29 protein-coding genes are annotated in these 24,479 nt (G+C 41.9%); all 29 read right to left on the reverse strand.

Annotation, left to right across the window (positions count from 1 at the left end; genetic code table 11):
* Nucleotides 1–227: 227 nt before the first annotated feature.
* On the reverse strand, nt 228–632 hold the full coding sequence (locus I8U23_RS09310) for a hypothetical protein (protein ID WP_198050947.1): 405 nt from the start codon (nt 630–632) through the stop codon (nt 228–230).
* Between the two features lie 65 nt (nt 633–697).
* Complete coding sequence (locus I8U23_RS09315; protein WP_198050948.1) at nt 698–847, reverse strand: hypothetical protein; 150 nt, start codon at nt 845–847, stop codon at nt 698–700.
* Nucleotides 848–851: 4 nt separating this feature from the next.
* Nucleotides 852–1,190, reverse strand: a complete 339-nt coding sequence (locus tag I8U23_RS09320) for an SMI1/KNR4 family protein (protein WP_198050949.1) — start codon at nt 1,188–1,190, stop codon at nt 852–854.
* 159 nt (nt 1,191–1,349) lie between these two features.
* The gene (locus tag I8U23_RS09325; protein ID WP_198050950.1) at nt 1,350–1,874 is read right to left on the reverse strand and encodes an Imm6 family immunity protein; all 525 of its coding nucleotides are present in this window, start codon (nt 1,872–1,874) and stop codon (nt 1,350–1,352) included.
* A gap of 54 nt (nt 1,875–1,928) precedes the next feature.
* Entirely contained in the window at nt 1,929–2,423 is a 495-nt protein-coding gene (locus I8U23_RS09330; RefSeq protein WP_198050951.1) for an SMI1/KNR4 family protein, read from the reverse strand.
* A 301-nt stretch (nt 2,424–2,724) separates the two neighbouring features.
* Entirely contained in the window at nt 2,725–2,997 is a 273-nt protein-coding gene (locus I8U23_RS09335) for a hypothetical protein (RefSeq protein WP_198050952.1), read from the reverse strand.
* A 28-nt stretch (nt 2,998–3,025) separates the two neighbouring features.
* Nucleotides 3,026–3,550 carry an Imm6 family immunity protein gene (locus tag I8U23_RS09340; RefSeq protein WP_198050953.1) on the reverse strand — a complete coding sequence of 175 codons (525 nt, stop codon included), beginning with the start codon at nt 3,548–3,550 and terminating at the stop codon, nt 3,026–3,028.
* A gap of 91 nt (nt 3,551–3,641) precedes the next feature.
* Nucleotides 3,642–4,184 carry an Imm6 family immunity protein gene (locus I8U23_RS09345; protein WP_370526945.1) on the reverse strand — a complete coding sequence of 181 codons (543 nt, stop codon included), beginning with the start codon at nt 4,182–4,184 and terminating at the stop codon, nt 3,642–3,644.
* Nucleotides 4,185–4,196: 12 nt separating this feature from the next.
* Complete coding sequence (locus tag I8U23_RS09350; protein ID WP_198050955.1) at nt 4,197–4,712, reverse strand: Imm6 family immunity protein; 516 nt, start codon at nt 4,710–4,712, stop codon at nt 4,197–4,199.
* Between the two features lie 106 nt (nt 4,713–4,818).
* Nucleotides 4,819–5,073, reverse strand: a complete 255-nt coding sequence (locus tag I8U23_RS09355; protein ID WP_198050956.1) for a hypothetical protein — start codon at nt 5,071–5,073, stop codon at nt 4,819–4,821.
* 232 nt (nt 5,074–5,305) lie between these two features.
* Nucleotides 5,306–5,674, reverse strand: coding sequence for an Imm6 family immunity protein (locus tag I8U23_RS09360; RefSeq protein ID WP_232335509.1), 369 nt, complete (start codon nt 5,672–5,674; stop codon nt 5,306–5,308).
* The gene (locus tag I8U23_RS09365; RefSeq protein WP_198051073.1) at nt 5,661–5,855 is read right to left on the reverse strand and encodes a hypothetical protein; all 195 of its coding nucleotides are present in this window, start codon (nt 5,853–5,855) and stop codon (nt 5,661–5,663) included. The genes I8U23_RS09360 and I8U23_RS09365 overlap by 14 nt, the downstream gene beginning before the upstream one ends.
* Before the next feature lie 24 nt (nt 5,856–5,879).
* Nucleotides 5,880–6,089, reverse strand: a complete 210-nt coding sequence (locus tag I8U23_RS09370; RefSeq protein ID WP_198050958.1) for a hypothetical protein — start codon at nt 6,087–6,089, stop codon at nt 5,880–5,882.
* Nucleotides 6,090–6,147: 58 nt separating this feature from the next.
* Nucleotides 6,148–6,666, reverse strand: coding sequence for an Imm6 family immunity protein (locus tag I8U23_RS09375; RefSeq protein WP_198050959.1), 519 nt, complete (start codon nt 6,664–6,666; stop codon nt 6,148–6,150).
* Nucleotides 6,667–6,810: 144 nt separating this feature from the next.
* The gene (locus I8U23_RS13610) at nt 6,811–6,939 is read right to left on the reverse strand and encodes a hypothetical protein (RefSeq protein WP_255517161.1); all 129 of its coding nucleotides are present in this window, start codon (nt 6,937–6,939) and stop codon (nt 6,811–6,813) included.
* 185 nt (nt 6,940–7,124) lie between these two features.
* A complete protein-coding gene (locus I8U23_RS09380) occupies nt 7,125–7,658 on the reverse strand; it encodes an Imm6 family immunity protein (RefSeq protein ID WP_198050960.1) in 534 nt (177 codons plus the stop codon).
* A gap of 20 nt (nt 7,659–7,678) precedes the next feature.
* Complete coding sequence (locus I8U23_RS09385; protein WP_198050961.1) at nt 7,679–9,232, reverse strand: hypothetical protein; 1,554 nt, start codon at nt 9,230–9,232, stop codon at nt 7,679–7,681.
* 328 nt (nt 9,233–9,560) lie between these two features.
* Entirely contained in the window at nt 9,561–9,695 is a 135-nt protein-coding gene (locus tag I8U23_RS13615) for a hypothetical protein (RefSeq protein WP_255517162.1), read from the reverse strand.
* Nucleotides 9,674–10,081, reverse strand: a complete 408-nt coding sequence (locus I8U23_RS09390) for an Imm6 family immunity protein (protein ID WP_198050962.1) — start codon at nt 10,079–10,081, stop codon at nt 9,674–9,676. Before I8U23_RS09390 ends, I8U23_RS13615 begins: the two co-directional genes overlap by 22 nt.
* A 28-nt stretch (nt 10,082–10,109) precedes the next feature.
* Nucleotides 10,110–11,618, reverse strand: coding sequence for a cobyric acid synthase (locus I8U23_RS09395; protein WP_198050963.1), 1,509 nt, complete (start codon nt 11,616–11,618; stop codon nt 10,110–10,112).
* Nucleotides 11,619–11,656: 38 nt separating this feature from the next.
* Nucleotides 11,657–12,910, reverse strand: coding sequence for an MFS transporter (locus tag I8U23_RS09400; protein WP_198050964.1), 1,254 nt, complete (start codon nt 12,908–12,910; stop codon nt 11,657–11,659).
* Between the two features lie 366 nt (nt 12,911–13,276).
* A complete protein-coding gene (locus tag I8U23_RS09405; RefSeq protein ID WP_198050965.1) occupies nt 13,277–14,203 on the reverse strand; it encodes a TauD/TfdA dioxygenase family protein in 927 nt (308 codons plus the stop codon).
* Nucleotides 14,204–14,448: 245 nt separating this feature from the next.
* Nucleotides 14,449–15,846, reverse strand: a complete 1,398-nt coding sequence (locus tag I8U23_RS09410; protein ID WP_198050966.1) for a cobyrinic acid a,c-diamide synthase CobB — start codon at nt 15,844–15,846, stop codon at nt 14,449–14,451.
* Nucleotides 15,847–15,923: 77 nt separating this feature from the next.
* Nucleotides 15,924–17,357, reverse strand: a complete 1,434-nt coding sequence (gene proS / locus I8U23_RS09415) for a proline--tRNA ligase (RefSeq protein WP_198050967.1) — start codon at nt 17,355–17,357, stop codon at nt 15,924–15,926.
* A gap of 378 nt (nt 17,358–17,735) precedes the next feature.
* Entirely contained in the window at nt 17,736–17,942 is a 207-nt protein-coding gene (locus tag I8U23_RS09420) for a hypothetical protein (RefSeq protein WP_198050968.1), read from the reverse strand.
* 137 nt (nt 17,943–18,079) lie between these two features.
* Nucleotides 18,080–19,345: an MFS transporter gene (locus I8U23_RS09425; RefSeq protein WP_198050969.1), complete on the reverse strand. Its 1,266-nt coding sequence runs from the start codon at nt 19,343–19,345 to the stop codon at nt 18,080–18,082.
* A 658-nt stretch (nt 19,346–20,003) separates the two neighbouring features.
* Complete coding sequence (locus I8U23_RS09430; protein ID WP_198050970.1) at nt 20,004–20,831, reverse strand: DNA adenine methylase; 828 nt, start codon at nt 20,829–20,831, stop codon at nt 20,004–20,006.
* Nucleotides 20,832–20,942: 111 nt separating this feature from the next.
* Nucleotides 20,943–22,349 carry a DNA double-strand break repair nuclease NurA gene (locus tag I8U23_RS09435; protein WP_198050971.1) on the reverse strand — a complete coding sequence of 469 codons (1,407 nt, stop codon included), beginning with the start codon at nt 22,347–22,349 and terminating at the stop codon, nt 20,943–20,945.
* 15 nt (nt 22,350–22,364) lie between these two features.
* Nucleotides 22,365–24,341 (reverse strand): ATP-binding protein, encoded by a 1,977-nt coding sequence (locus I8U23_RS09440; RefSeq protein WP_198050972.1) that lies wholly within the window; start codon nt 24,339–24,341, stop codon nt 22,365–22,367.
* Nucleotides 24,342–24,479: the final 138 nt, after the last annotated feature.

Raw genomic sequence — 24,479 nt, forward strand, 5'->3', positions numbered from 1 at the left:
GGCGGCCATCGATTTCATTTCCCCCCGTAACGGTCATATCACCAATATCCGGGTTGGTTAAATATAAAGTATCAAAGTATCAAAGTAATCACTCCCCACTTGTCCCCATCAACTTGATCCAAGTAACTTTTGATTTGTTTCCAATCCGGATTGTTAATCTTTTCTTCCCCTCCACTTGGCTTGAAAATTGTTAGTTCCCATCTACTCATTCGATCACCTGTTCCTGTTCAATCATTCTTTACCGATAAGGCAACGTTTACGGCCTCTTTCAGTTTATTTTCAGCTACGTATTCTTTGATTCGCTTCGATTCTTCATCCCAATCCGGGCCATAGGCGTAAATGAAACAGGCAAATGCGATGATTACCTCTTTGTCCAGAGATCCCAGCCTGAATACTTGGTGGAATAAGTCAAACACCAAACCAACCGGCAATATATACACAATTTCAGGATCTGATTGAATAATGACTTCGATTTCCTCCTTGGATGCCGTTTTTTCCAAATACCCCCTGATATCGCCTATCAATGCTTCCCATTTTTTCACCAGCAAAGGATATTCCCTTGAGTTTATGTTATATTCTTCGGATTCAGTGATTTCCATCAATCTTTTTAATCGGGAGTATAGATGATTCATCCATTGTTTTCCTCCATTTGCAAATTCGCTGAAGAAAATCCATTTTTCTAAAAAGAAGGATCCAATCAAAGATCTTCAGCAACGGATAAATAATAATTTTCTTTGGCATCCAGCTTTCGTAAAAAGTCTTCAAGGGATTCGGCAATGATCATCCCTCCATAGTCAACCGGATGAACCCCCTCCCTTGTTTCTTGGCTCAAATCTAAAAAAATCAAGCAATCATCGCCCAAGAAAAAAAAACGGAAACAAATGCGGATCCTCTGCGATTTCTTCCACCAGATAGTAATCTTCCCAGTAATCTTCACCCAAGATCAAATCTGCGATGGAATGGGGATCCATGATCAGGTTATTAAAAGTCCTTTGATGAATACACATACGACCATAACCAATTTGTAAATAAAATTCCCTCAACTCTTTTGGAAACGTTCGCTTGAGCCTTTGTTCCGCTTCTTCCACTTCACGCTTTAAAAGCGGATAAAATTTATGCTTAAAATCCGGAGGTGCTTGAATGCGTTCAGATGGAAGGACATATTTTTTCAAAAAAGAAAAGTCACTCATCTTTGATACCTCTTTAAGCGTTTTATTTAACTGATTCAAGATCTCCCTTCCACACGATCCAATGATCACTCACCAAATCCGCTTGCGTCTTTAACAAGCCAAATGCCTGCTCCGGTGAAAAAGAGCAGGCTCCACTTATACTTCTATTTAATCATATATTTATGCAATCAACTTCAACAATTCTTCTCTTCTGATCCTCTTGTCACTTCCTGCCGGGTGGTTTTTAAGCAGGTACTCTTTTAAACGCCCGGACCACTCTTCTTGGTATCCGTCCGTTTTTTTGATTTCTTCCATAAACTGAACATAGGTGAAATCGTCATTGACGGGTACGAGTTCTTGCGGACCATGATGTTCCTTGTTTTCAAATATTAATGCTTGCTTTAAGGTATAAGATACGGCATAGAACAAACACCAATACACCGATTCCGCTTGCAAATCATCATGGTATAAACCTTCCAAAGTTGAAAGAACATAAAAACCCTCGTCTTCATCCGCCAGTTCATCATACATGGCATAGGAATCATACTTCTTCGCCTCAACCCATTCCCAACAAAGATTGATTGATCTTCTGATAACCGCATCCCAATCATCACCAAAAGCCAATTGTTCCAATATTTTTTCTGACAACGTTAAATAATAAGCGACTTTTGCGTCCATGTTTACTTTCTGATACCATTTCCCCATCAAGATGCCCCCGTCACATTCTGAGTTTCAAAATCCACATTCCAGGAAGCCAAATCAGAATTCTTCATTAACAGATAAATAATAATCTTTTTCAGCATCCAACTTGCGTAAAAACTCTTCCAATGAATTTGCAACTTTAAGACCCGTATAGTCAACCGGGTGATTTCCGTTATCTGTTTCTTTGCTTAAATCCAAGGAAATCATGATATCGTCGCCAACCTCAAAAAAGGGAAATAAGTGTGGTTGCTCTGCAAATTCATCTGCCAGATAATAATCTTCATAGACATTTTCACCCAAAAGAAGATCCGCCACGGAATCCGGATCCATGATCCGATTAATGAACATCCGATCTTTGACTGTCCACATGAAGCCGTAACCAATGTGCAGATATAAATCCCTCAACTCTTTTGGAAATGTTCGATTGAGCCTCTTTTCAGCGGCTTCCACTTCACGTTCATTAAGGGGATAAAATACATGCTTTTGCTCTGGTGGTGCTTGAATCTGTTCAGATGGCAGGATATATGTTTTCAAAAAAGAAAAGTCGTTCAATTCTTTGTTCACCTCCTTAACGATTTATATAGCTCATCGGGGAATTCCCCTTTAAGGCATGCGGTCAAGTCAAAACGAAAACCCGCTCCGGCTAAGAGGGAGCAGGCTTTTTTATGACTTAATCAAACGTATTTCAAAAGCTTTTGGATTATCATCCATTTAATGTGTTGATCTTAAATTATTCCCAATCCAGATTATTTAACACTTCTCCCGTTTGGTTAAAAATACTTCATTGCACGGACCACTTCCTGAAAACCCACAAGATGGATATCTGCTATATCCGTTCCCACTTGACCTGTAGCTAAAAAAAGTATTTATCAGGGTCTACATTCGGGTTAAGCAAGGTATTAAAATCACCTTTTCCATCAAAGAATTCAACCATATAAACTCTTTTTCCTTTCTCTTCAATAAATTCTCCACCGGCTACTGTCATAAATCCAACATCATCTATTTTAAGACTTGCTTGACTCACTTTTTTACCATCCATGCTTTCCAAAACTTCATAAACTTTTTCCCAAGTTGGATTTGAAAGAACTTTGGATTTATCTTGAATGCTTAATTCAACATTTTTCAAAACCTGTCACCTGCGTCCTCCATCGTCTTTATGCAATCAACTTCAACAATTCTTCTCTTCTGATCCTCTTGTCACTTCTGGCCGGATAATTTTCCATCAGGTACTCTTTTAAGCGTTCAGACCAATCTTTTTGGTATCCGTCTGTTTTTTTGATTTTTTCCATAAAACGCTGTTCATTGAATTCATCATCTAAACTTTCAAGCTCTTGTGGAAGTTCATGTTCCTTGTTGTTCTTGATATGACCCAGCCATATGATATAACTTACAGTTCCAAAGATACACCAATAAGCTGATTCCGCCTGTGAATTTCCCTGAAAAAGATCGATTTCGGCCAAGCCGATTATAAAGAACCCCTCATCTTCATCATTAGCTTTCATATAAATATCATCTTCATCCACTCTCTTATCCTCAACCCATTCCCAGCACAAATCCAGGGTATTTCTCGCAATGGAATACCAATTCTCATAAGGAGCAAGTTTATCTATTATTTTTTCTGATAAAGCTAAAAAATACGCTGCTTTCGCATCTATATTTACTTTTACATACCATCTCACTCTCAATTTCCTCCTGTCTTCCGGAGAAACCCGCTCCGGTGAAGAGGAGCAGGCTTCTTTTTATCATCCAAACCGCGTCCACTGAACTTTTTTACAAAATCAACTTCAACAATTTTTCTCTTTCAATCTTCTTGCCGCTTCCTGCCGGATAATTTTTTAGCAGGTATTCTTTTAAGCGTTCGGACCATTCTTCTTGATAACCATGGATTTGCTTTATTTTCGCCATAAAGTCCATCTCAATCGATTCATCACTCACCAAGTCAAGGATTTGCGGAAGATCATCTTTCTTTTCATACTCATAAGCTTGCCATATCGTGTAACATATTGCTTCCAAAATCGTATGGAGAATGAGCATGAATTGCGGACTTTTTGCCACTTCATCCTCTCCTTCAATAAAAATGAGTCCGTCTTCTTCGTCATCAAACTGAAAATACAGATCATCTGCACCATGCTTTTTCTCTTCAACCCATTCCCAGCACATATCCATCATGTTCCGAATCAGGCGATGCCATGGGTAATTTTCTGTCAAAGCCAAAATCTTCTCCGATAAGCACAGTACATAAGCTGCTTTTGCATCCTCACTGAGATGTTCATACCAAGCGATGGCAAGTCCCGCCTTTCCAACTTTTAGAATTCCAAACTTTTTTCAGATCAGTTTCAACAACTCTTCTCTTTTAATCTTCTTGCTGCTTCCGGCCGGATAATTGTGAAGCAGGTACTCTTTTAAGCGTTCGGACCATTCTTCCTGGTATTCGTCTGCTTTTCTCATGCTTTCCATAAACCAGTCAATGGCTTCATCATCCGTACTTTCCACCGCTTGGGGAACATATTCTTCCCCTTCATATTCATAGGCTTGCCATGTCGCATAAAACGCCACCTGTGTTACACAAAACCACAACGCTTTTTCTTGAGGATCCGGCTGATCATCGACAAACGCCACCCCTTTGATATGAATCAATCCGTTGCCATCTTCATTATCCAATTTCAAATAAAGTTCATCACCATGATGCTTTTTCTCTTCGAGCCATTCCCAACACATATCCATGACATTTCTTGCCAATCCATACCAATGATATTTTTCGATTTGATGCATCATTTTCTCTGTCAAGGTCAGGAGATAAGCCACTTTTGCATCGGAGCTCAACTTCTCAAGCCATTCCATCCTCAATGGTCTCCTCTCTCTGAAATTAAAAACAGTCTAAGGTTTCCTATCGGTTCATTTGACCAATCTATTAAAAAAAAAGAGCTGCAGAATGAGCAGATTTTTTTCATTCCCACTCTTGGTCCTCTGTTAATTCTCCTGTTTCAAAAAAATGTTTCACAGCTCGAATCATATCATCATATCCCACAAGGTATTGCTTGAATATGTCTGTCCCCACTTTTTGAACCGTAATATTCAAGTGTTCTTTAGTTTCTTCTGATTCTGAGGGGTTCACTAAATTCGCTTCATAACGATGAACAGCATCATAATATTGAACGTGATAACGTCTGATGCCATGAATTTGATCTCCTCCGGCAACCATTAAATCCCCGAATTTATCGTTAAATAAAGAAACATTATCGAAACGGCTTCCATCTACCTAGTCTAATATCGTTTGAATTTGTTTCCAATGAGGGTTAGAAATCACTTTTTCTTTCCCAGGTGTATGAATCTGCAATTTCCATTGGCTCATTCGACTTCTTCCTCTGCATGAACATCAGTACCTGCATTCGTTGCTTTACATTCACTTTCTTGCGGGTTCTGCTTGATCTTCATCAGTTTGAACATCTCTTCTCTTTGGATCTTCTTGCTGCTTCCCTTTGGTTCACGACAGATATCATGCTTTCTCTATGAACCACCCTGTGATTCTCTTTCGGGGAATGTGCCAATAAAAACTGAAGGAGTTTGTCTGAAATCTCTTTATACCGACCTCCTATGGCATGAAATTGCTCAATAAAATACAAAATCAAATCTTCGTCAAATTTTTCCACAGGTGCCGGAAGATATTTTTCACCACGCTCCTGATAAGCTTTCCAAGTGGTATATGTAACCGCACTGACCACACAATTCCAAACCCTCTGCTTTGCAGCATCTTCTTCTAACTGTATCAAGATAAAAAGTCCGGTTTCATCAATGGTATCCAAAAATGCATAGAGAAAATCCCCTGAAACCCTTTTTGTCTCCACCCAATCTCAACATGCTTTTAAAGCTACCAGCTTTTTCATAACCGTCAGAACCAGACAGCTTTTGGATAATTTTTTCCGATAAGGCCAGTAAATACACGACTTGAGCATCAGAAGGCAGTTGAGTTACTTTGGCGAACATATCGGGTTGCTCCTTCATCTGATTCTATCGTTCAACATTAACCGCATAGATATAATAATTTTCTTTGGCATCCAGCTTTCGTAAAAAGTCTTCGAGGGATTCCGCAATGATCATCCCTCCATAGTCAACCGGATGAATTCCTTCTCTTGTCTTTTGACTCAAATCGAAAAAAATCAAGTCATTTTCGCCCAAGTCAAAAAATGGGAACAAATGCGGCTCTCCGATCTCTTCCATCAGATCATAATCTTCCCAGATATACCGGTGCGGGCCTCTTTTTATGATCAAAACACCATTATGCAATTAACTTCAACAATTCTTCTTTTTGGATCTTCTTGTCACTTCCGGCCAGGTGGTTTTTAAGCAGGTACTCTTTTAAACGCTCCGACCATTTTTCTTGGTAGCCGTCTACTTTCACTATTTTTTCCGTAAACCAATCGATCCCTTCTTCATCAACCAATTCTACCGTCTGCGGAACATATTCTTGCCCTTCGTATTCATAAGCTTGCGATGTAACATAAGCCAAAGCCGTCGTTACACAAAACCATATTGCTTCTTCTTGAGGATCCGGTTGATCATCGACAAACGCCACTCCTTCGATATGAATTAACCCATCCCCATCTTCATTATCCAATTTCAAATAAAGCTCATCAGCCTGATACTTTTTCTCTTCCAGCCATTCCCAACACATATCCATGGCTCTTCTTGCCAAACCATACCAATGGTATTTTTCGGTTTGATGCATCATTTTCTCTGTCAAGGTCAGGAGATAAGCCACTTTTGCGTCTGAACTGACATTTTCAAGCCATTCCATCCTGAAAAAACTCCTTTTGTGATTTTATGTCTTGATAAATAATTTATAATTTCCTCAACTTCTTACGCACAAAATCTTTAGTGGAATCCGCAATAATTATCCAAGCATAGTCAAACAGATGAATTTCTTCTTTTCTCTCTTGGCTCAAATCAAGTCATTGCCCAATTCAAATAAGGGGAACCGGTATGGTTGCTCCGCAATTTCATCCACCAAATCATAATCTTCCCAGATATCTTCTCCCAAGATCAAATCTGCGATGGAATGAGGATCCATGATCCGATTTCATAAAACTAACCTAGTTAATACACAAAAAGCCATATCCAATTTGTAAGTAAAATTCCCTTAACACTTTTGGAAATATAATTCATTAGAAACAAAGCCCAACTGTTATCTTTAACAAAACTAATAACCCGCTCCCTTTTCTTTTTTCTGGAGCGGGTCTTTTTACCTCCACGGAATTATGCAATCAACTTCAACAATTCTTCTTTCTTGATCTTCTTGTCACTGCCTGCCGGATGGTTTTCCATCAGGTATTGTTTTAATCGCTCGGCCCATTCTTCTTGGTAGCCGTCTACTTTTTTTATTTCTTCCATAAACACCTCATCGATAAATTCATCGTGTGCGATATTAACGGTTTGAGGACAATGATTTAACTCACCATCATAAACATAAGCTTGTCTTGTGGCACAGGCAGCTGCATACAATACACAGTCAAACACTTGCTTTACTTGGGGATCATCTGAAACCGGCATTTCACAGTCGATTTCTTCAATATAGATAACAAATAACCCTTCATCTTCATCCTTTTCTAACTGGTCATACAGTTCGTCACCACGATACTTCTTCTCCTCCACCCATTCCCAGCACCTGTTCATCGTTTCTCTGATTTGAGAATACCATCTGTAATTTACCAATTTACCCATCACTTTCTCTGTCAATGTTAATACGAATGCCACTTTCGCATCGTCATTTACTTGATTGTACCAACACATTCGTTAACCCTCCGTATCAATCAATGATTATATTTATATTGTTTCCCATCTTTTACTATAAAGAAATGTTTTCTTGTAGCTTGTCCTCCCTCTGAAATTTCAGATGAAACAATGATCTCAAGATTTGGGTATCGCTTGCTAAGTTGATATATTACACCTTTATTAGTATTTTTAGATCTTCCTAAACCTGCTTTACAATTATTACATACTCCTCTATTATTTGATTGGTGAATATAAAGTTTTCCTTTTACATCATCCGGATTTTTAAACTTTTTATCCACAGCATAAACGAACTTATTAATTACCACTTCTTCAGCATGATTAACAAACAGTGGGTTTTTAAATGGTGCTTTGATTGGCCTATCAGGCATTTCCTCATCCAAAGACTTCAATCCAGCTTCTTTTTTTGCTGCTTTTATTACCTCCGGAGACGCACCTTTAAACACTTCACCTTCCAAACCTTCAATATCCGTTCTGGCAACAGCAATCGTATCTAAATCAGTTCCTACTTCTTCTCTCCACTTTTTTAAATCACTTTTAAGAAGGTTTGTTATACCTGTATCAATACATGTGAATTTTGTCGTATTTGTCGCCAAGAACAAAGCATGGTACCCTCTGGTTGGCTGTACAGCAACGCAATCGTCAACTTTGTTGAAAATATTTTTGACAATCGGGGTTTTGGCCAGTACCGGTTCCAGTGATGCAACGGCTTTATTGACGACAGGTTGGGCAAAGTGAACCACGGCGACGGAGCCGGCTCCAAACAGTCCTGCCAAAAAGGCATTTTTCCAATTGATCTTCCGCCCATGCAGGATATCGTCTGCCACACTGGTTCCGGCACCCTCGACGGCTCCGATGGCTCCGCCTTTGCCAAACATTTTTTGCAGAGGTGCCGGCAATTTGGAGACCAGTTTCTGTCCTCCTTGCAGAACAGCCCCCAAGACTTTGGAATTCTTGGCACCCATGATCAGTTTTTGCCCGATGCCACTCGCCAATGCCCGGGAAGCTCCTGCCGTGATACCTCCGCCGACCAATCCCAAGATGCCGCCAATGGCAGCCTCCAAGAAGGTCATTTTGTTAATTTCCCATCCATTCAAGGCCATACTGATCACAAATGACAAAGCCATACCACTGAGTACGGCAATCCCTAACGGTGTGGCAAAGATGCACAAGACGATACCCAAAATCAAGACACCGGCAAAAGCAATATATTCTTTATATTTTTTCACCCATTCCCAAGCCGTTGACAGCGTATCAATCACGACTTCTGCCATTTTGGAGCAAATTTCAGTAAACCAATCCCAAAAGGCAGCCGCTTTCTCTTTGGTCCATTCCCATGCTCCTGAAATTTTGTCCCCTAACCAATCTCCAGCCTTTGACAATGATTCGGTAAACTTATCCACAAATCCTTTCTTTTCTTCAACCGGAGGGGATGAGACCGGTTGTTCCTTCTGCACCGGGTTTTTTTGTTCAAATTGATTGAAATCTTCATTAATTTCGGGAACATTAATTCCCCCGTCAGCATGAACAAGGGCATGAACCCAGAAACCTGTTCCCACCGAGATGATCATCAACAAAAGGAGAAACCGAACAAAATGTTTTCCCATACTTTCGGGGACGAAAATCCGTAACCCCGTTTCCTCCTTTCTTATTTCTCTAAATATATTGTACAGGAAACAATTATTAATTTTAAAAAATAATAGTTTTCTTGGCAATTGTATTCATAAATAAATTTTAATAAATAGTGTATGAATTTGTTGATGACAATTGCGATAAAAAATAAACCTGCACTTTTGCAGGCTAATCCACTGATTTGTTAAATTCTTAGAGTCACTTCTGTAAAAACCATGGAAACAAAAATTAATTCCGCTCCATTGAAGAGAGCGGAATTTTTTTATTATTTTATGCAATCAACTTCAACAATTCTTCTCTTTGGATCTGCTTGTCACTTCCGGCCGGGTGATTTTTCAGCAGGTACTCTTTTAAGCGTTTGAACCATTCTTCTTGGCAGCCGTTTACTTTTCGGATATTTTGCATAAACGCTTTCTCCATATATTCATCATCGATGGGTTGTATTTCCTGAGGGCTTCATGTTCTCTTTTTTCAAAGAGGAGTGCTTGCTTTACGGTATAAGAAACAGCCAAAAAAAGGCACCAATAGACAAATTCTTCCTGCGAGCCTTCTTCGAAATCGTCATATTCCAGTCCAATAATATAAAATCCCTTATCTTCATCAGCCAATTCCAAGTACATGAGATAGGAATCACCCTTTTTATTCTCTGTCCACTCCCAACACATATCCATGGATTTTCTCACAGTGGAAAACCAGTCATATCCGGCTAATTTATCGAGGACCTTCTCAGATAAGACCAAATAATAAGCCGCTTTCGCATCCATATTTACTTTCTTATACCATTTCTCCATCTTAATCCTCCGATTTATTAAAATCCCGTCAATCCCTGTCGTCTTTGTCCCTGCAAAGTCCCATGATCTTTTTCACTTGTTCCATGTCCATGTGTTCACGGATCCATTGCGCCAGCAAAGAGTAAATCTTTTCCCTTTCTTCCCTTCTTCGTTTCATCGTTTGTTTCCGTTTTGGCAACCCTTTTTTCAAGTGGAGATGGCAGATCCAATGCCCGGTAAAGGAAGGATTGTCAAAAACGCCGTGAAGTCCGGTTCCCCACACTTCTCCGTCTTCGGAAACCGCGCCGTCGAACCGGCCGTCGGACAGCTCAAACAGTGGAGAAACTCCCGCGGCTTTCCGGGGGCGGGCGGAATGAATCTCATATCCTTCCACCGGGTCCGGTCCTCCCCAAGCGGCCAAAGGTTTTGCTTGGCTCCGGCTGGTTGGTGTGTTGAAATTCCATTGTATTTCCATGGGAAGAAGCCCCAAACCGGCCTCTTCGCGTTCGGACTCACAATCAGGATAAACCCATTTCGTCCCCAACATGGGAAAGCCTCCGCCGATCCCGATAACCGAACTTCCTTGTATTTTTAACACCCGGATTTTTTCTTCCAGTCCGGTCTTTTTCAGCCAGGCAAAATCTTCTTTCGGATTTTCCGTCCCGGGCAGAATGATGACATCTGGTCTTCCCAGTTCCCGGGCCGCTTTTACAAACCGGACAGACAAATCCGGATGATCCATGAGCGGGGAAAAATCCGTGAAGTTGGCAATACGGGGAAAACGGATCACGGCCACATCCAGATCGGCCGTTTCTTTTTGGTTTCCTTTTAACGCCAGTTCGGTGAGCGACAGGGAATCTTCCGGATCGATGCCAACCTCCACATAAGGAAGGACACCCAAAACCGGGATCCCGGTTCGCTGTTCCAGCCATCGGATTCCCGGTTCCAATAATGATTTGTCTCCACGGAATTTATTGATGATGATGCCTTTCACCCGCCGCCGCTCGTCCGGCTCCAGCAATTCCAAGGTGCCCACAACCGAAGCGAACATGCCCCCGCGGTCAATGTCAGCGATCAGCAAAACCGGCGCATCCGCCATCCGGGCCGTCCACATGTTCGCGATATCCCGCTCTTTCAAATTAATCTCCGCCGGACTCCCTGCTCCTTCCATCACCAGAACGTCATAATCCCGGGATAACCGGTTCAACGACTGTTGAACGGAAGCCAGAATCGAATCCAGTTCATGATGGAACGAACCGGCACGGAGTTCGGCAAAACGGCGCCCGTGCAAAATCACTTCCGACACCATTTCTCCTGTGGGCTTCAGAAGTACCGGATTCATATCAACCGTGGGTTCAATTCCCGCCGCCTCCGCCTGAATGCCCTGTGCCCGGCCGATTTCCCCTCCATCCCGTGTCACATACGAATTTAAAGCCATGTTTTGCGACTTAAACGGAGCCACCCGAAAACCTTCTTCAAAAAAATAACGGCAAAAAGCCGTGCATATCACACTTTTTCCGACATCGGAAGCCGTTCCTTGCAGCATGATGGCCTTCATCTTGTTACACCTCTCTTTTGCGATCATGTTTCGTTTCATTATTGCACATTTTCATTCTTTTTCCCTTTTATAAAACGATGCTCTCTTCGCTCCCGCCAATGAAAACAGACAGAAAATACTGTGACGGCACTGAATGTGCAAAGAAAAAAAGTCCCCCAACGCAAGCCGGCATATTGATCCGAAAATCCGTAAACGGCCGAGAAAACCGGCGGTGGCAACCGGAGAATCAAACTTCGGAAACTGGTGATTCTCCCCAGGTATTCCTCAGAAACTTCACGCTGGTAACCGGTGTTAATAAGAATTTGAATAAACACCGCCAGAAAACCGTTCAAAAAGAACAGAATCAGGACGAACAACGAGTGATGAAAAACGGTTGGCAAAAACAGCATGATACTGTAAACAAAAATAAGAAACGGCACTTTGTCAAAGTCCAGTTGCAATCTTTTGGTCACTTGGCGGATCAGGATGGATCCTGCAATGGTTCCGGCGAGGTACAAACTGTTCATCCATCCCAAATAAGTTCCGGGATGAAGGGGAGAGAACCTTTGAGAAAGCATCGTCATTTGAATGGAAATCATGGATACCGGGATATTTACAATGACCATATAAGCCATCGATTCCCGGAGAACGCCGGACGCTTCTCTCGTCAAATAAATCCATGCCTGTTTCAGTTCCCTTTTGATATCCGGTTTGTTCTTTCCAACCTTCCGCCGGCCGTACGGGGATTCAACCAACCATAAACAAACCAACGAACACAAATATGAAAAACCATTCAATAAAAAGATGATCCGGACATCCACCGTACCGGTGAGCACGCCACCCAGCAATGATCCCACAACCTTGGAAAGATTCAGTGTCATTTGCTTCGCACTGTTCGCTTCCAAAAGTTCCTCCGGCTTCACCAATCTTTTCATCAACACCAAATGGCAGGGATCAAAAAAGGTAGCGACTGAAAAGATGAGAAAGACAACCAGATAGATTGCGGCCAGCCCCACCCCATCTTGGTCCCACAGCCAAACAAGAATGAGCAGCAAGAAAAACCGCAGCAAATCAGAGCGGATCATCGTTTTCACGGGATCCAGCCGGTCCACTTTCACTCCGGAATACAAAGAAACAAGGAAATAGGGCAGCACTTGAACCAAAGTAATCAAGCTGATGGCCACGGGGGATCTCGTTTTTTGATAAACGGCCAAAAGAATCCCCACCGACATCATGGCATCTCCGATACCGGACAAAAACGACCCCGACATCAAAAAACGGAATGATTTGTTTTGAACCAGAAGTTGCATCATGGAAGAATGACCCCTTTTCAACCGAAGTGACAACCGGGACCGGCTGCTTGGATGTAAAGGTGTCTTTGATAAATCATTCGCAAAGATCGGGTGGCTTTCGGATCCGGAGCAATCAAAATCCGGTGAAAGGGATTCCGGCAACTACGCCCTTTTTCTCCGTTGCAATTTTTCAAAAACAAAAAACACAAGTGTCCCCTTGCACTTATCAAGAATATATACCAAAACGGTTATCATGGATATGAAAATTTCTCCCCAAACCACCGCGTTAAGATTCCCGGCACCTCCTTTACCGGGTTTATCCATGCTTTATATCACCCGGGGGAAATCACTGACATCAAATAAAAAAAAGAGGGGATGTTCCCTCTTTTAAAACGGCCGGTCGCCAACAATGGCCACCCGTTCGGCTTGGCGGGGGTTGGGATAATAGTCGGAAACCGCGTAATGTTGAGTGGCCCGGTTATCCCAGAAAGCGATCGTGTTTTCCTCCCAGCGAAAACGGACTTGATACTCGGGAATCTGTGCCTGCCGAAACAAATATTGCAGCAATGATTCACTCTCCTCCGGTTCCATCCCGACGATCCGGGTTGTAAATGATGGATTCACGAACAAAGTTTTGCGCCCGGTTTCCGGGTGGGTTCGGACCACCGGGTGTTCCACAGGAGGGAATTCGGCTTGTTTTTCCGCCAATTCTTCTTTTGTCATGAAATCACTGAAAGCCGGGGTAAAGTCGTGAACAGCGGTCAGCCCGTCGATGCGCTCCTTGATCTTGTCGGGTAAATTGTCGTAGGCGGCTCCCATGTCTGCCCACAGTGTATCGCCCCCGACCGGCGGGACCTTGATCATTTTTAACAGGCATGCCTTCGCCGGACGGGTCCGGAAAGTCACATCGGTATGCCAGATGTTCTCGTATCCGGCTTGCTTTTGATCCTTGGCAAACCGGACAAATTCCTTGGACTCGCCTTGTGGGAGAAAAGGGTGAACCTCCAGATCGCCCCATAGCCGGGCAAATGCTTTCAGTTGTTCACTGGTGACGTTTTGGTTTCGGAAGAAAATCACCTTCCACTCAAGCAGCGCCCGGTTCAACTCGGCTTGCAACTCCGGTGTAACAGGCCCTCTCAAGTTGACCCCGACAATTTCAGCACCAATCACAGGCGTGAGCGGCTTGACTTTAAACAGCGTATAGGGACGTTCCTCTGTTCCTTCCGGCAAACGGCGCAAAAGGCGCGGACCGACGTGATCCTCCCGGTTTTCAAACTTGAACGGACGGGAATCACCGGCAATGAATCCAGACATGGCACCTGCTCCTTTCAACGGGAATTCCAAATAAAAAAGGAGGTCCCACCCCGGCCGTGAAAGCCGGGATACAGGAACCTCCAGTGGTCTGGTCGGCTAATTATATATTTCACATCTGTTTACTCGGAAATAATGATATCAAGAGTTATTTTTGATGTCAATCGGTTATGGTTTATTAGGGTTCACCATGCCGGGCTGGAACAATTCTGTATGAGGGGCGGGGCAAGCAACACACCATGAAACGCTTACCCCTTCTTGCCGTCCCGGTAGTTCCGGCAAGCCGCAATGAAACGTTTGGCCATGGAAGGGTTGGAAGCAAAATGAAGATGGGTATACCCGGCCAGGAGATTTCCCCGTGCATACCCTTCCCGCTGTTTGCCGGCATGCCCGCTGATTTCATAAGCCCAAGCATCCTGCTCTTTCCGCATCGCCAGAGTGGAATAGTGAAATTGATGTCCACGCGCTTTCTCCCCTTGTTTGAACAACAGGTTGTCCGTCACGGCTTCCACTTCCCGGTAACCCAGCGCCGTCAGCCGGTCACTCATCCGGACCACGGCCGGGATCATGCCCGTCATCGGATGAAGCTTCCCTTCCCGGTCCACGATCGCCTCGGTCAAATACATGTATCCGCCGCACTCGGCATATGTCGGCATGCCTCTTGTGATGTTTTCCCGGAAAGAACGTTTCACTTCCTCATTTCCCGACAGTTCCCCGACAAACTCTTCCGGGAACCCGCCGCCCACGATCAATCCGTCGGCTTCTTCCGGCACCAGTTCGCCCTTGAGCGGACTGAAAAACCGCAACCGGGCTCCGTACTGCTTAAGCAACTCCAGATTTTCCGGGTAATAAAAATGAAAGGCCGCATCTTTTGCCACCGCGATGGTGACGGGATGTTGTTCCATCCGTTTTTGCGAAAAAAGCCGATGCTCAGGCCTGGCAAGCAAAGGAGCATCCCCGGCAACCTTCTCTAAACCGTCCAAATTCACTCCTTTTTCCATGAGCTCTGCCAACCGGTCAAACAGAGGAACCATATCCCCCCGTTCAAGGGCCGGGATTAAACCCAGATGGCGTTCCGGGATGTCAACGGACGGATCCGGGGGAAGCCAACCGAAAACCGGAATGCCGCACTCTTTTTCAATTGCAGATTTTACAAGCTGAAAATGTCCCTCCCCTCCGGCCCGGTTGGCGATCACTCCGGCAACGGGCACAGACGGATTCAACCCCTGATAACCCTTCACCACCGCCGCCGCACTGCGCGCCAAACCGTAGACATCCACCACCAGGATCACCGGGCTTCGCAGCAATATGGCAATCTCCGCCGTGCTTCCCTTGTCGCTCAAAGGATCTTTGCCGTCATACAGTCCCATGACCCCTTCAACGATGGAAAGATCGGCATCCCGGCTGCCATTGAGAAAAATCTCCACCATGTTCTCCGCCGACACCATCCAGGTATCCAGATTGCGGGAAGGGCGCCCGGTGATCGCCGTATGGTAACCCGGATCGATATAATCCGGCCCGGCCTTAAATCCCTGCACTTTGAGCCCCCGCCTTTGAAACGCAGCCATGAAACCAAGGGTCACCGTCGTTTTGCCCACTCCGCTCCCCGTTCCGGCAATGACGAGTCTCGGTCTTTTTTCGTTCATGGCACATCTCTCCCGTTCCTTTCCTTTTCCATGAGAAATCCCCTGCCACTTTGTTGCAGCAGGGTGCATTCCGTTCCTTAATAAGACTTGGCAAACCAGACAGTGTATTTGGCTTTCTCTCCGCATGCGACACACGTTTTCATGGTTTCCGGGGGATCAAAAGGAATGTTGCGGCTGACGGCACCGCTTTCTTCCTTCACTTTGGCTTCACAACGGTCATCGCCGCACCAGCCGGACAAAACAAAACCGCGCTTGGTTTGGATAATATCCGTCAACGCTTCAAGGGTTTCCGCAATGTGGGCATTCCGGTCAAAATGGGCTTTCGCTTGTTGATACAAGTTTTCCTGAATCTCATTGAACAGACGATCAACCGTCTCTGAAACTTCTGCGGTTGGAACCGTGATTTTTTCCAATGTGTCCCGGCGGGCGAGCACGACCTGATCTTGATTTACATCCCGGGGCCCGATTTCCATGCGAAGCGGAATGCCTTTCGCTTCATATTCGTTAAATTTCCATCCGGGACTGTAATTATCCCGGTCGTCCAGCTTCACCCGGATTCCCTTCGCTTTCAATTGGTCCAGGATTGGTGCGGCATAAGACAGCACACGCTCCCGTTCGCCTTTCGCACCGATCGGGATGATGATGACCTGTGTCGGGGCAATGTGCGGCGGCAGCACCAATCCTTGATCGTCGCCGTGAACCATGATCAATGCCCCGATCAAGCGGGTGCTCACTCCCCAGGAAGTGGTGTATGCATACGCCAGCTTGTTGTTTGCATCCGTAAATTGGATATCGAAACTTTTCGCAAAGCGTTGCCCCATATAATGGGAGGTTCCGGCTTGGAGTGCCTTTCCGTCTTTCATCATGGCTTCCACGGAATAAGTGTGAACCGCCCCGGCAAACTTTTCCGAAGGCGTTTTCTCTCCGCGGACAACCGGAATCGCCAAAACGCTTTCAATAAACTCGCTGTATAAATCCAAAATTTTAAACGTTTCTTCTTTGGCTTCCTGTTCGGTGGCATGAGCAGTATGCCCTTCTTGCCACAAAAACTCGCTCGTCCTCAGAAACGGCAACGTGCGTTTTTCCCAACGGACCACGTTGCACCATTGGTTCATGAGCAAAGGCAAATCCCGGTACGATTTCACCCATTTGGAAAACATGTGCCCGATCATGGTTTCCGAGGTCGGGCGGATCGCCAACTTTTCCTCCAGCGGATCGCCCCCGGCTTCCGTCACCCAAGGCAGTTCCGGATTAAACCCTTCCACATGCTCTTTTTCTTTCTCGAAAAAACTTTGCGGGATAAACAAGGGGAAGTAGGCATTTTCATGACCCGTTTCTTTCAGCCGGGCATCCAATTCTTTTTGAATCGCTTCCCAAAGCGCATATCCGGCCGGTTTAAAAACGATGCACCCCCGGACCGGCGAATAATCCATTAAGTCCGCTTTTTTGATCGTCTCTATGTACCAACCCGAAAAATCTTCGCTCTGCGACACAGACTTTTTGGAGCTCATGCAACATCATCCCCTTCCGGTATTTCAATTCATAATTTTCTGCCCGAGTGGATTCATGTTACTATATTTCATTTCTTTCTTCAACGCGTTTGTTTTATTTCCATTCTTTCATTCATGAGAATTAAAAATTCAACGCATACCGCAAGAAAGACCCCTGCCACTTCCTGTGCAGCAGGGATCTTTCTTTATCTTTGCTCAAGTGCTTGCTCAACGCTTCCGCCTGCTTCCAAACTGGCTTCATCCTTTGACAGAATCTCTTTTTTTGCGGACAGGAAACAAAAGATTAATGAGATCGCCGCACAGCCCCAAAAAATTTCCGGTATCCCCCACTTGGACACCACCGCCAACGAGCCGATCAAAACAACATCCAATACGGAATCAAGAATACTTAACAGAGAGGGTGGTCGCCCGGCTTCCCGTTGAAATGTATTGGTTACCGAGATTCGAAGAAATCGGCCAGCTAATGGATCGGGCCGCCCGGATCACCAGAACCGCCAAGATGAAAACAACCGGCGAATGATCAAAGATCACCGTCAACACATAAGAAGAGATGATCAAAACACCGGACAGATACATCCAAGCCACTTCGGACACCTTTTTCGTCAACCAACCGACATAGGTGGAAGCTAAAATTCCTCATTCGATATCGTTTTCTCATTATACAGGGGAATGGTTTTCGCACCGGCCCTCGTTCTTGCGGGCCATAACGCTTTAGAGACTCATTAATCCACTGCACGAATCCCTTTCATGACGGCAAGAATCAGCCCTTGAAAGAGCACGATGCAACTTCCGCAAATGATCAGCATCAAGGAAACGGACAAGCCATGATTCAAAAAAATGGTGAACACCCCGTGGGATACCGGCGTCAAACCGATCGAGAACGTGGTCATTAACCCCATGATCCGCCCCAATTTTTCCACAGGAATGCGTTCTTGAAGAAGAGTAACCAATAATGTATTGCCTGAGATCAAAACAAAACCGCAGAAAAACAGAGAACCCATTCCGAACAACAGCCGGTTGGTCAACCCCAGACCGACCAAACTCAATCCGTTGAGGGCAATAAGGATCATGGCAATCAGCGCCCGTCTGAACCGCAATGTAACCAGTGCCAAGAAAATTGCCCCGATGATCATTCCTGCGGATAATGCCATTTCCAAATAACTGAGATCCAGCGCCGAACCGTGCAAGATCTCTTCCACATACAAAGGAATGGCGATGTTTATGGGCCCGGAGAAGAAAAAACTGGCGATTAATGTCGTCAGGATTAATGAAAAGGCAAACGTGTCCTTTTTTAGATCGTTCAATCCTTCCCTCAGATCTTGCATCACCGACAACGGATTTCCTTGTTTTTTCCGGGTTTTGTTCTCTTCCTCCCGGACAAAGAAGAGAAAGAATGAACTAATGGCGAGAAATACAGAGATGGTGACAAAAACCAGCCCGTAAGAAAACAACGTCAACAGTCCGCCTGCGATCAGCGAACCGGTAAGAAGTCCCGCTTGTTGGGTTAATGCATTGAAAGAATTGGCTTGAGCCAAATGGTTCTTGGGCACAACCGCCGGTAAAACGGAGTTGGTTGCCGGCCAATAAAATGCTTCCAAAGTTCCAAAAAGAAAAGCAAACACAAGCAATAAGGGGATGCTCAGAACGTTGGTCATCACACAGAAAGCCATCACAAAAATCAGCAGAGCACGGGCCGAGTCGGAAACAATCATGATTCGGGATCGCTTGAAACGATCCGCCGTCACACCGCCGACGGGCATGAGGAACAACCGCGGAATGGACGCCACCATCAGGACAACTCCCAAGATCTGCCCGGCACCGGATTCCTTCACCACATACCAGCTTACTGTCAAGGTATACATGGAACCGGCCAAACTGGTAAATATACCGGCCAACCAAACCAATAAAAAGGATTTATTTTTGAACAAAGCGAACTTGGTGTTGGTTTGCCGTTCTTCTGTTTTTGCCAATACATTCTGTTCTTTCATGATCTCCCCGCAAATTCTGTCTGTCCCAATTATCAAATATGAAAAACACATTTTCTCCATAGTAACACTGACCGTCAGGCAACTTGAAGGATTATCCCTTTGATATTTCTATAAAACCCCATTAACAGCATCATGTCCCTTTTCTCGTTTCAAGCTCACCGTTTGTTACAATCAAAGCAATTTTTCCCACAAACGGCTACATCCCTTGAAACAACAATACAGTGTAATTTTACTGTTTTTTCTAATTTTCGCAAATGTTTTTTGGTTTTTAAGAAAAAACTACTAAATCAACAAATTGAACACAAAAAACCCCTGCCACATCTATGCAGCAGGGATATTTTCAATAAGACTGTATGAGAGTGCAAACACATGAGCAATAGATTGTGACTTCGGCTTCTCACTTTAAGATGTATCACAAAAGTGAAACTCACTAACGTGAAAAATAATATTCTTGCACAAAATAGTACAGAGTTCAGGTTATTTAAAATGCAGAAACTCATCTTTGTAATAAGAGTATTTCAAAGTTAATACTTGACACGGATCATGCCAATGCAGACTAGAAATCGATAGGTAATAATCCGATTACGATCAGAAAAGAGTCCGATTTAGAGGCATTCTACAGCAGACACCAAATACTTATTCCTTTAAAAACAACTCTTTAAAATATAGTGATTTGCATATACTTAGATATATCAATATTAGAAATAAATAATTCCCTTCCTATTTTTGTGTTATTTCCCTGATTAATCGAATAACACCATGACTCCTGATTAACATAAAAGTCCACTGATTGATATATCTCTTTCACCTCTTCACAATCATCAATAGTTAACAAAAAATTATGTTGAGTTTTTTTTAGAAGCCTAGCCAGTTTAACATGCTCTTCATGACTCATACTTACAGGGTATAATTCATGACCTTTTTTATAATATGGAGGATCCAATACTAGGAATACATCTTTCCCTGGGGCTAAGATAAGTTCTTCAAAATCTAAGCAAGTAATTTTTACATTTTGAAGTTTACTTGAGCATTCTTTAATTCTTTTACAAAGCATTTCAGGATTCCATCTACAATCAATTTTCCAATTGGATTTTTGTTTTATCCCTCCAATAGGATTAGCTGTAATTATGCCGGAGTAGTTTGTTCTATTTAAAAATAAAAACTTATATGCGACTTCCAACTCATTTTGCGGCTTTATTGATCTAATTTCTTTCCAAATCTCAATACTAGGTTTTATACTTAAAACAAATTTGCAAATGTCATCTGGATAGTCACGAACTATTTTAAAAAAAGCATAGACACTATAATCTTTATCATTTACCCAATTTATCTTTGCCTTGGGCTTCCCAAAAAATATAGCTCCACCCCCAAAAAATGGTTCACGATATTCTATATGAGGGATATAAAAATATGGATAAAATCTGTTTAAAACCTTGCTTTTAGAGCCAGGAAACCTTAAAGGAGATCTTATTTTATTTGATATCATTTCAAATCACTTTCCTCAATACATTCCCTTTTTTGTTTATATTATCATTACCAGAGCTTCTTGGCCAGACGAAAAATTAATGCCCACTGCTTAAAAGTGGGCATATGAACATTATTTTATTAATGCTTTTCTTGTTAATAAATCTAAAATTTTCCCACCTGGTTTCATACTAATAGCCGTGTATCGGTGCGCTAGTGCTATTGGTACTACAGCATTCTCATAAAGATCGCACTCAAATTCTTCAATTAAGCTTAATGCTTTTGGTAAAACTGAATTATATTTCTCAATATTAGCCTTCTCTCGCTTGAAAACCTCTAAATTCGGCTTAGTTTTACTTTCAAATGGATAAACAAGATTAAAGACAAACACTCTTCCCGAAGGAGTTTTGTATATAAAATCTTGTCCATAATATGTTTCATAGCCATGACCATTTTTAGGAACTCTTCTTCCAGGAGAAATATACTTGTATCGAAATGCATCATTAAGTGCAAATATCCTGTTGTTTGGAATATGAGAATTAATCATTTTTACAAAATCTACAACCTGGCCACTTTTTATCAAACTCATGATAAAAAGTGGCTCATAACCATTATTCTCTAGCTTTTTATTTATTAAATGTATATATCTTAATATACTTGCATGTAGCCATGCTGAGGGACCAAATATAGCTAAAGCCCCATCTAATATAAAAGCCATTTTTGATAAAATATCCAAAGAGCCCTGTTCTTCTAAACAACGGATATAATGAATAGGAATTAGATGCTCAAGGACTTGCATTGTTCTAGAAAGAGCTACTACGTTTGATTGATACTCATTGATCTCTTCCCAAATCCTAAGACAATCAGTCGGATAAATTGGTTCACCGCACTTACAATAGATTTGCTCCTCTAGGTCCTCAATTCTAATATCCCGTTCATCACATTCCTCATTGGGACATTTATGCAAAAATAAATGGGGTCTTTCTTCTAAAGATGTATTAAATTCATTGGGTCTTATTGAAGCTAAATAGAATAAAGTTGATCGTAAACTCGTTTTTGGGTCATCTGATTTTATCCTAAATTCGTACAATAATTTATCTAATTGTGCCCTAAAACTATCTCGAACAGATTTATACCCATCTAGGATCACATTCGAACTAGGTAAAGTAAATGAAATAGAAGAGTTGTTTTGTTGAAGCTTTGCCACCTCAAAAGGGTTAACAAACCCCCCCTTTTTATTGAGTAGCCTGTATTTATTTAATTCTATTAACAGGCTACCAATTTTTATATAACCCATTTTGGTACTTGGGATAGCCTCCTCGACACTTGATTCATAAATACTACCATCTACGGCTATAATAAATTCAGGCAAATAATCACTTTTCAAAGTTGGCATAACAAATTTTTTTTTGATTTCGTCGCGTTCTTTACCATCAATCGGACTTAACAGCTTACATTTATCAAGGAATTCCTTTACATCTGGACTTTTTATTAAATTCATATGTGATGATTTATTTGCAAACTCTCCATCATAAGGCATTATATAACCACCTAATCATTCTGGTTTAAAAAGATCGATCTGTACTGGTACTACAAACGGACTAGACAAAGTTTTAACTCTGGCAAATCCAACATCTTGTGCTTTCAATAAGGAACGACTAAAATCTGCAAAATCATAAAACTTAGTTAGCTCTTTGATTTCTTTTTCATTATTTAAATGGGTTACAAACCAATTTTCTGTATTAGCCAAAATATTCGGATGAATTGATGAAACTTCTTGTGTCGCATAAACTAATGCAATATTGTATTTAGCCCCTTCTTTTGCTATCCGAGGCCATGTTTCAGTTAAATCCATATTTTTTCCAATTAAATTATGTGCTTCTTCAATGTATATTACAATATTCGGCGGAGGAACGTCTTTGATAAATTGCTCCATTGATTTGTTAAAAATATATTCAGCGATTTCTAGACTAATATTTTTCCGAATCGTTGGGTCTCCAACGGACAAGTCAAGAATAACGATTTTCCCTTCTCTTAAATGGCTATATATTTCTTCGCCGACAGCAATCCTCCCTCTATTTGGCGAATGGTACTTTTTAGCTACATCAAGTATTTTGTAACCTGATATATAATTGTTATTACTATTTTTTTGAACCATCATGTCTAGGAGGTTGCTTAAATCTACATCTACCCAAGGTTCTCCACTTTTAGATTTTGGCAACTCATTTTTTACGTTCCGGATAATTTCAAACCATTTATTGGCATCCGGCAAATTCATTGATACTATACCACTTTTTTCATTAACACTAAATGATTTAAAATTCTCTTGACCTAACTTTTTAAAAACAATATCCCTAACATCTTTATTTGCAGGGAAATGAACTCTAAAGTTTTTAGTTGACTTAAAACCCGCTTTATATAAAAGAACTTGATAAGCTGCTACCCTTCTCATCCATCTTCCATAAGCAGATTCCCACCTATCCTTTGGTTCCTCCAATGACATGTTTATAAAACTTTTTTTGTAATCGGCATCTATACTATTTGCAGCCTGAAGTTCACGCTTAATAACATTAAATCCTTCATTGATTTTTTCATAAAAGTTATTCCGTAAATCTAGAAACCCTGCTGTTTGTATCATTCTGTATCGAACAGTCTGATCAGGATAAACATTCGCTAATGCTCCATTATCTTGTTTATTTGCATTAGCATATTCCCCATTAATATCAAAAATAATTTGACCAATCTTTACATTGCCTTCATCGGCAATTTTCTTTACAACTGAAACTGTCTTCTTAATCATATTTGACTTTCCAGTTCTCGTCATACCAAGTACAGCCGTTCGCCTTGCTAAAAAATCATATGGAAAAATAGTAAACGGCACATTTTTTTCCTTTGAACTTCTATGTAACCTATCTGTTGAAGTATATCTTACCGTACCAATTTGAATAGGAGGCAGTAATTTTGTAAAACCTTGTTCCTTTGCATTTTCAATTGAACGTTTACGTTGAAGTGGATCAATGTGATTTACTATCTGCTGCAACGCTTCACCACGAGGACGATAAACAGACAATCTAGTGCTTACATAAAAAGTTTCTAAATCACTTCCCAAGTAAAGCTGCCCATCTCGTTTATAGAAAGTCCCAATGACCCTACAATCTAATCCACCAAATTGCATTTGGTTTTTAGTTATTTCATCATAATCCTCACTTAAATAAATATTAGTCTGATTTTGAAAATAATCTATTTTCGCCCTTACTAAATCATCATCCTGAGGTAACTTTGTAGATCCAACAACCCTTAATAATATTACTTGTTTATCTTCTTCATGAACGTCTTTGTATTGATCAGGATTAAAGGAAGCAGCTACTAGAAAACAATTATGCGGGATACCTACCGCCTGATTCTTCCATAAATCATTAGTCATGACTTTTGCATAATCATAATCAATGTGATATATCCATCCTACAAATGAGCTATTCTGTACGAGCTTAACTAATTCATCTTCTTTTAAAAGTTGATTAAAATTGTCCAACACATCTATCACCTTTTGAAATAGTCTTATAATAAAAATATAACTATTTTTTTCAATTCGTTCAATCATTTATTATTCTAACTAATCTTCTTTTTTTCCAGCTGATTCATTTGTTTTGAATCAGTGATAGTTCAAACA

The sequence above is a fragment of the Thermoactinomyces sp. CICC 10735 genome (genome assembly GCF_016055175.1).
Lineage (GTDB): Bacteria > Bacillota > Bacilli > Thermoactinomycetales > Thermoactinomycetaceae > Thermoactinomyces > Thermoactinomyces vulgaris.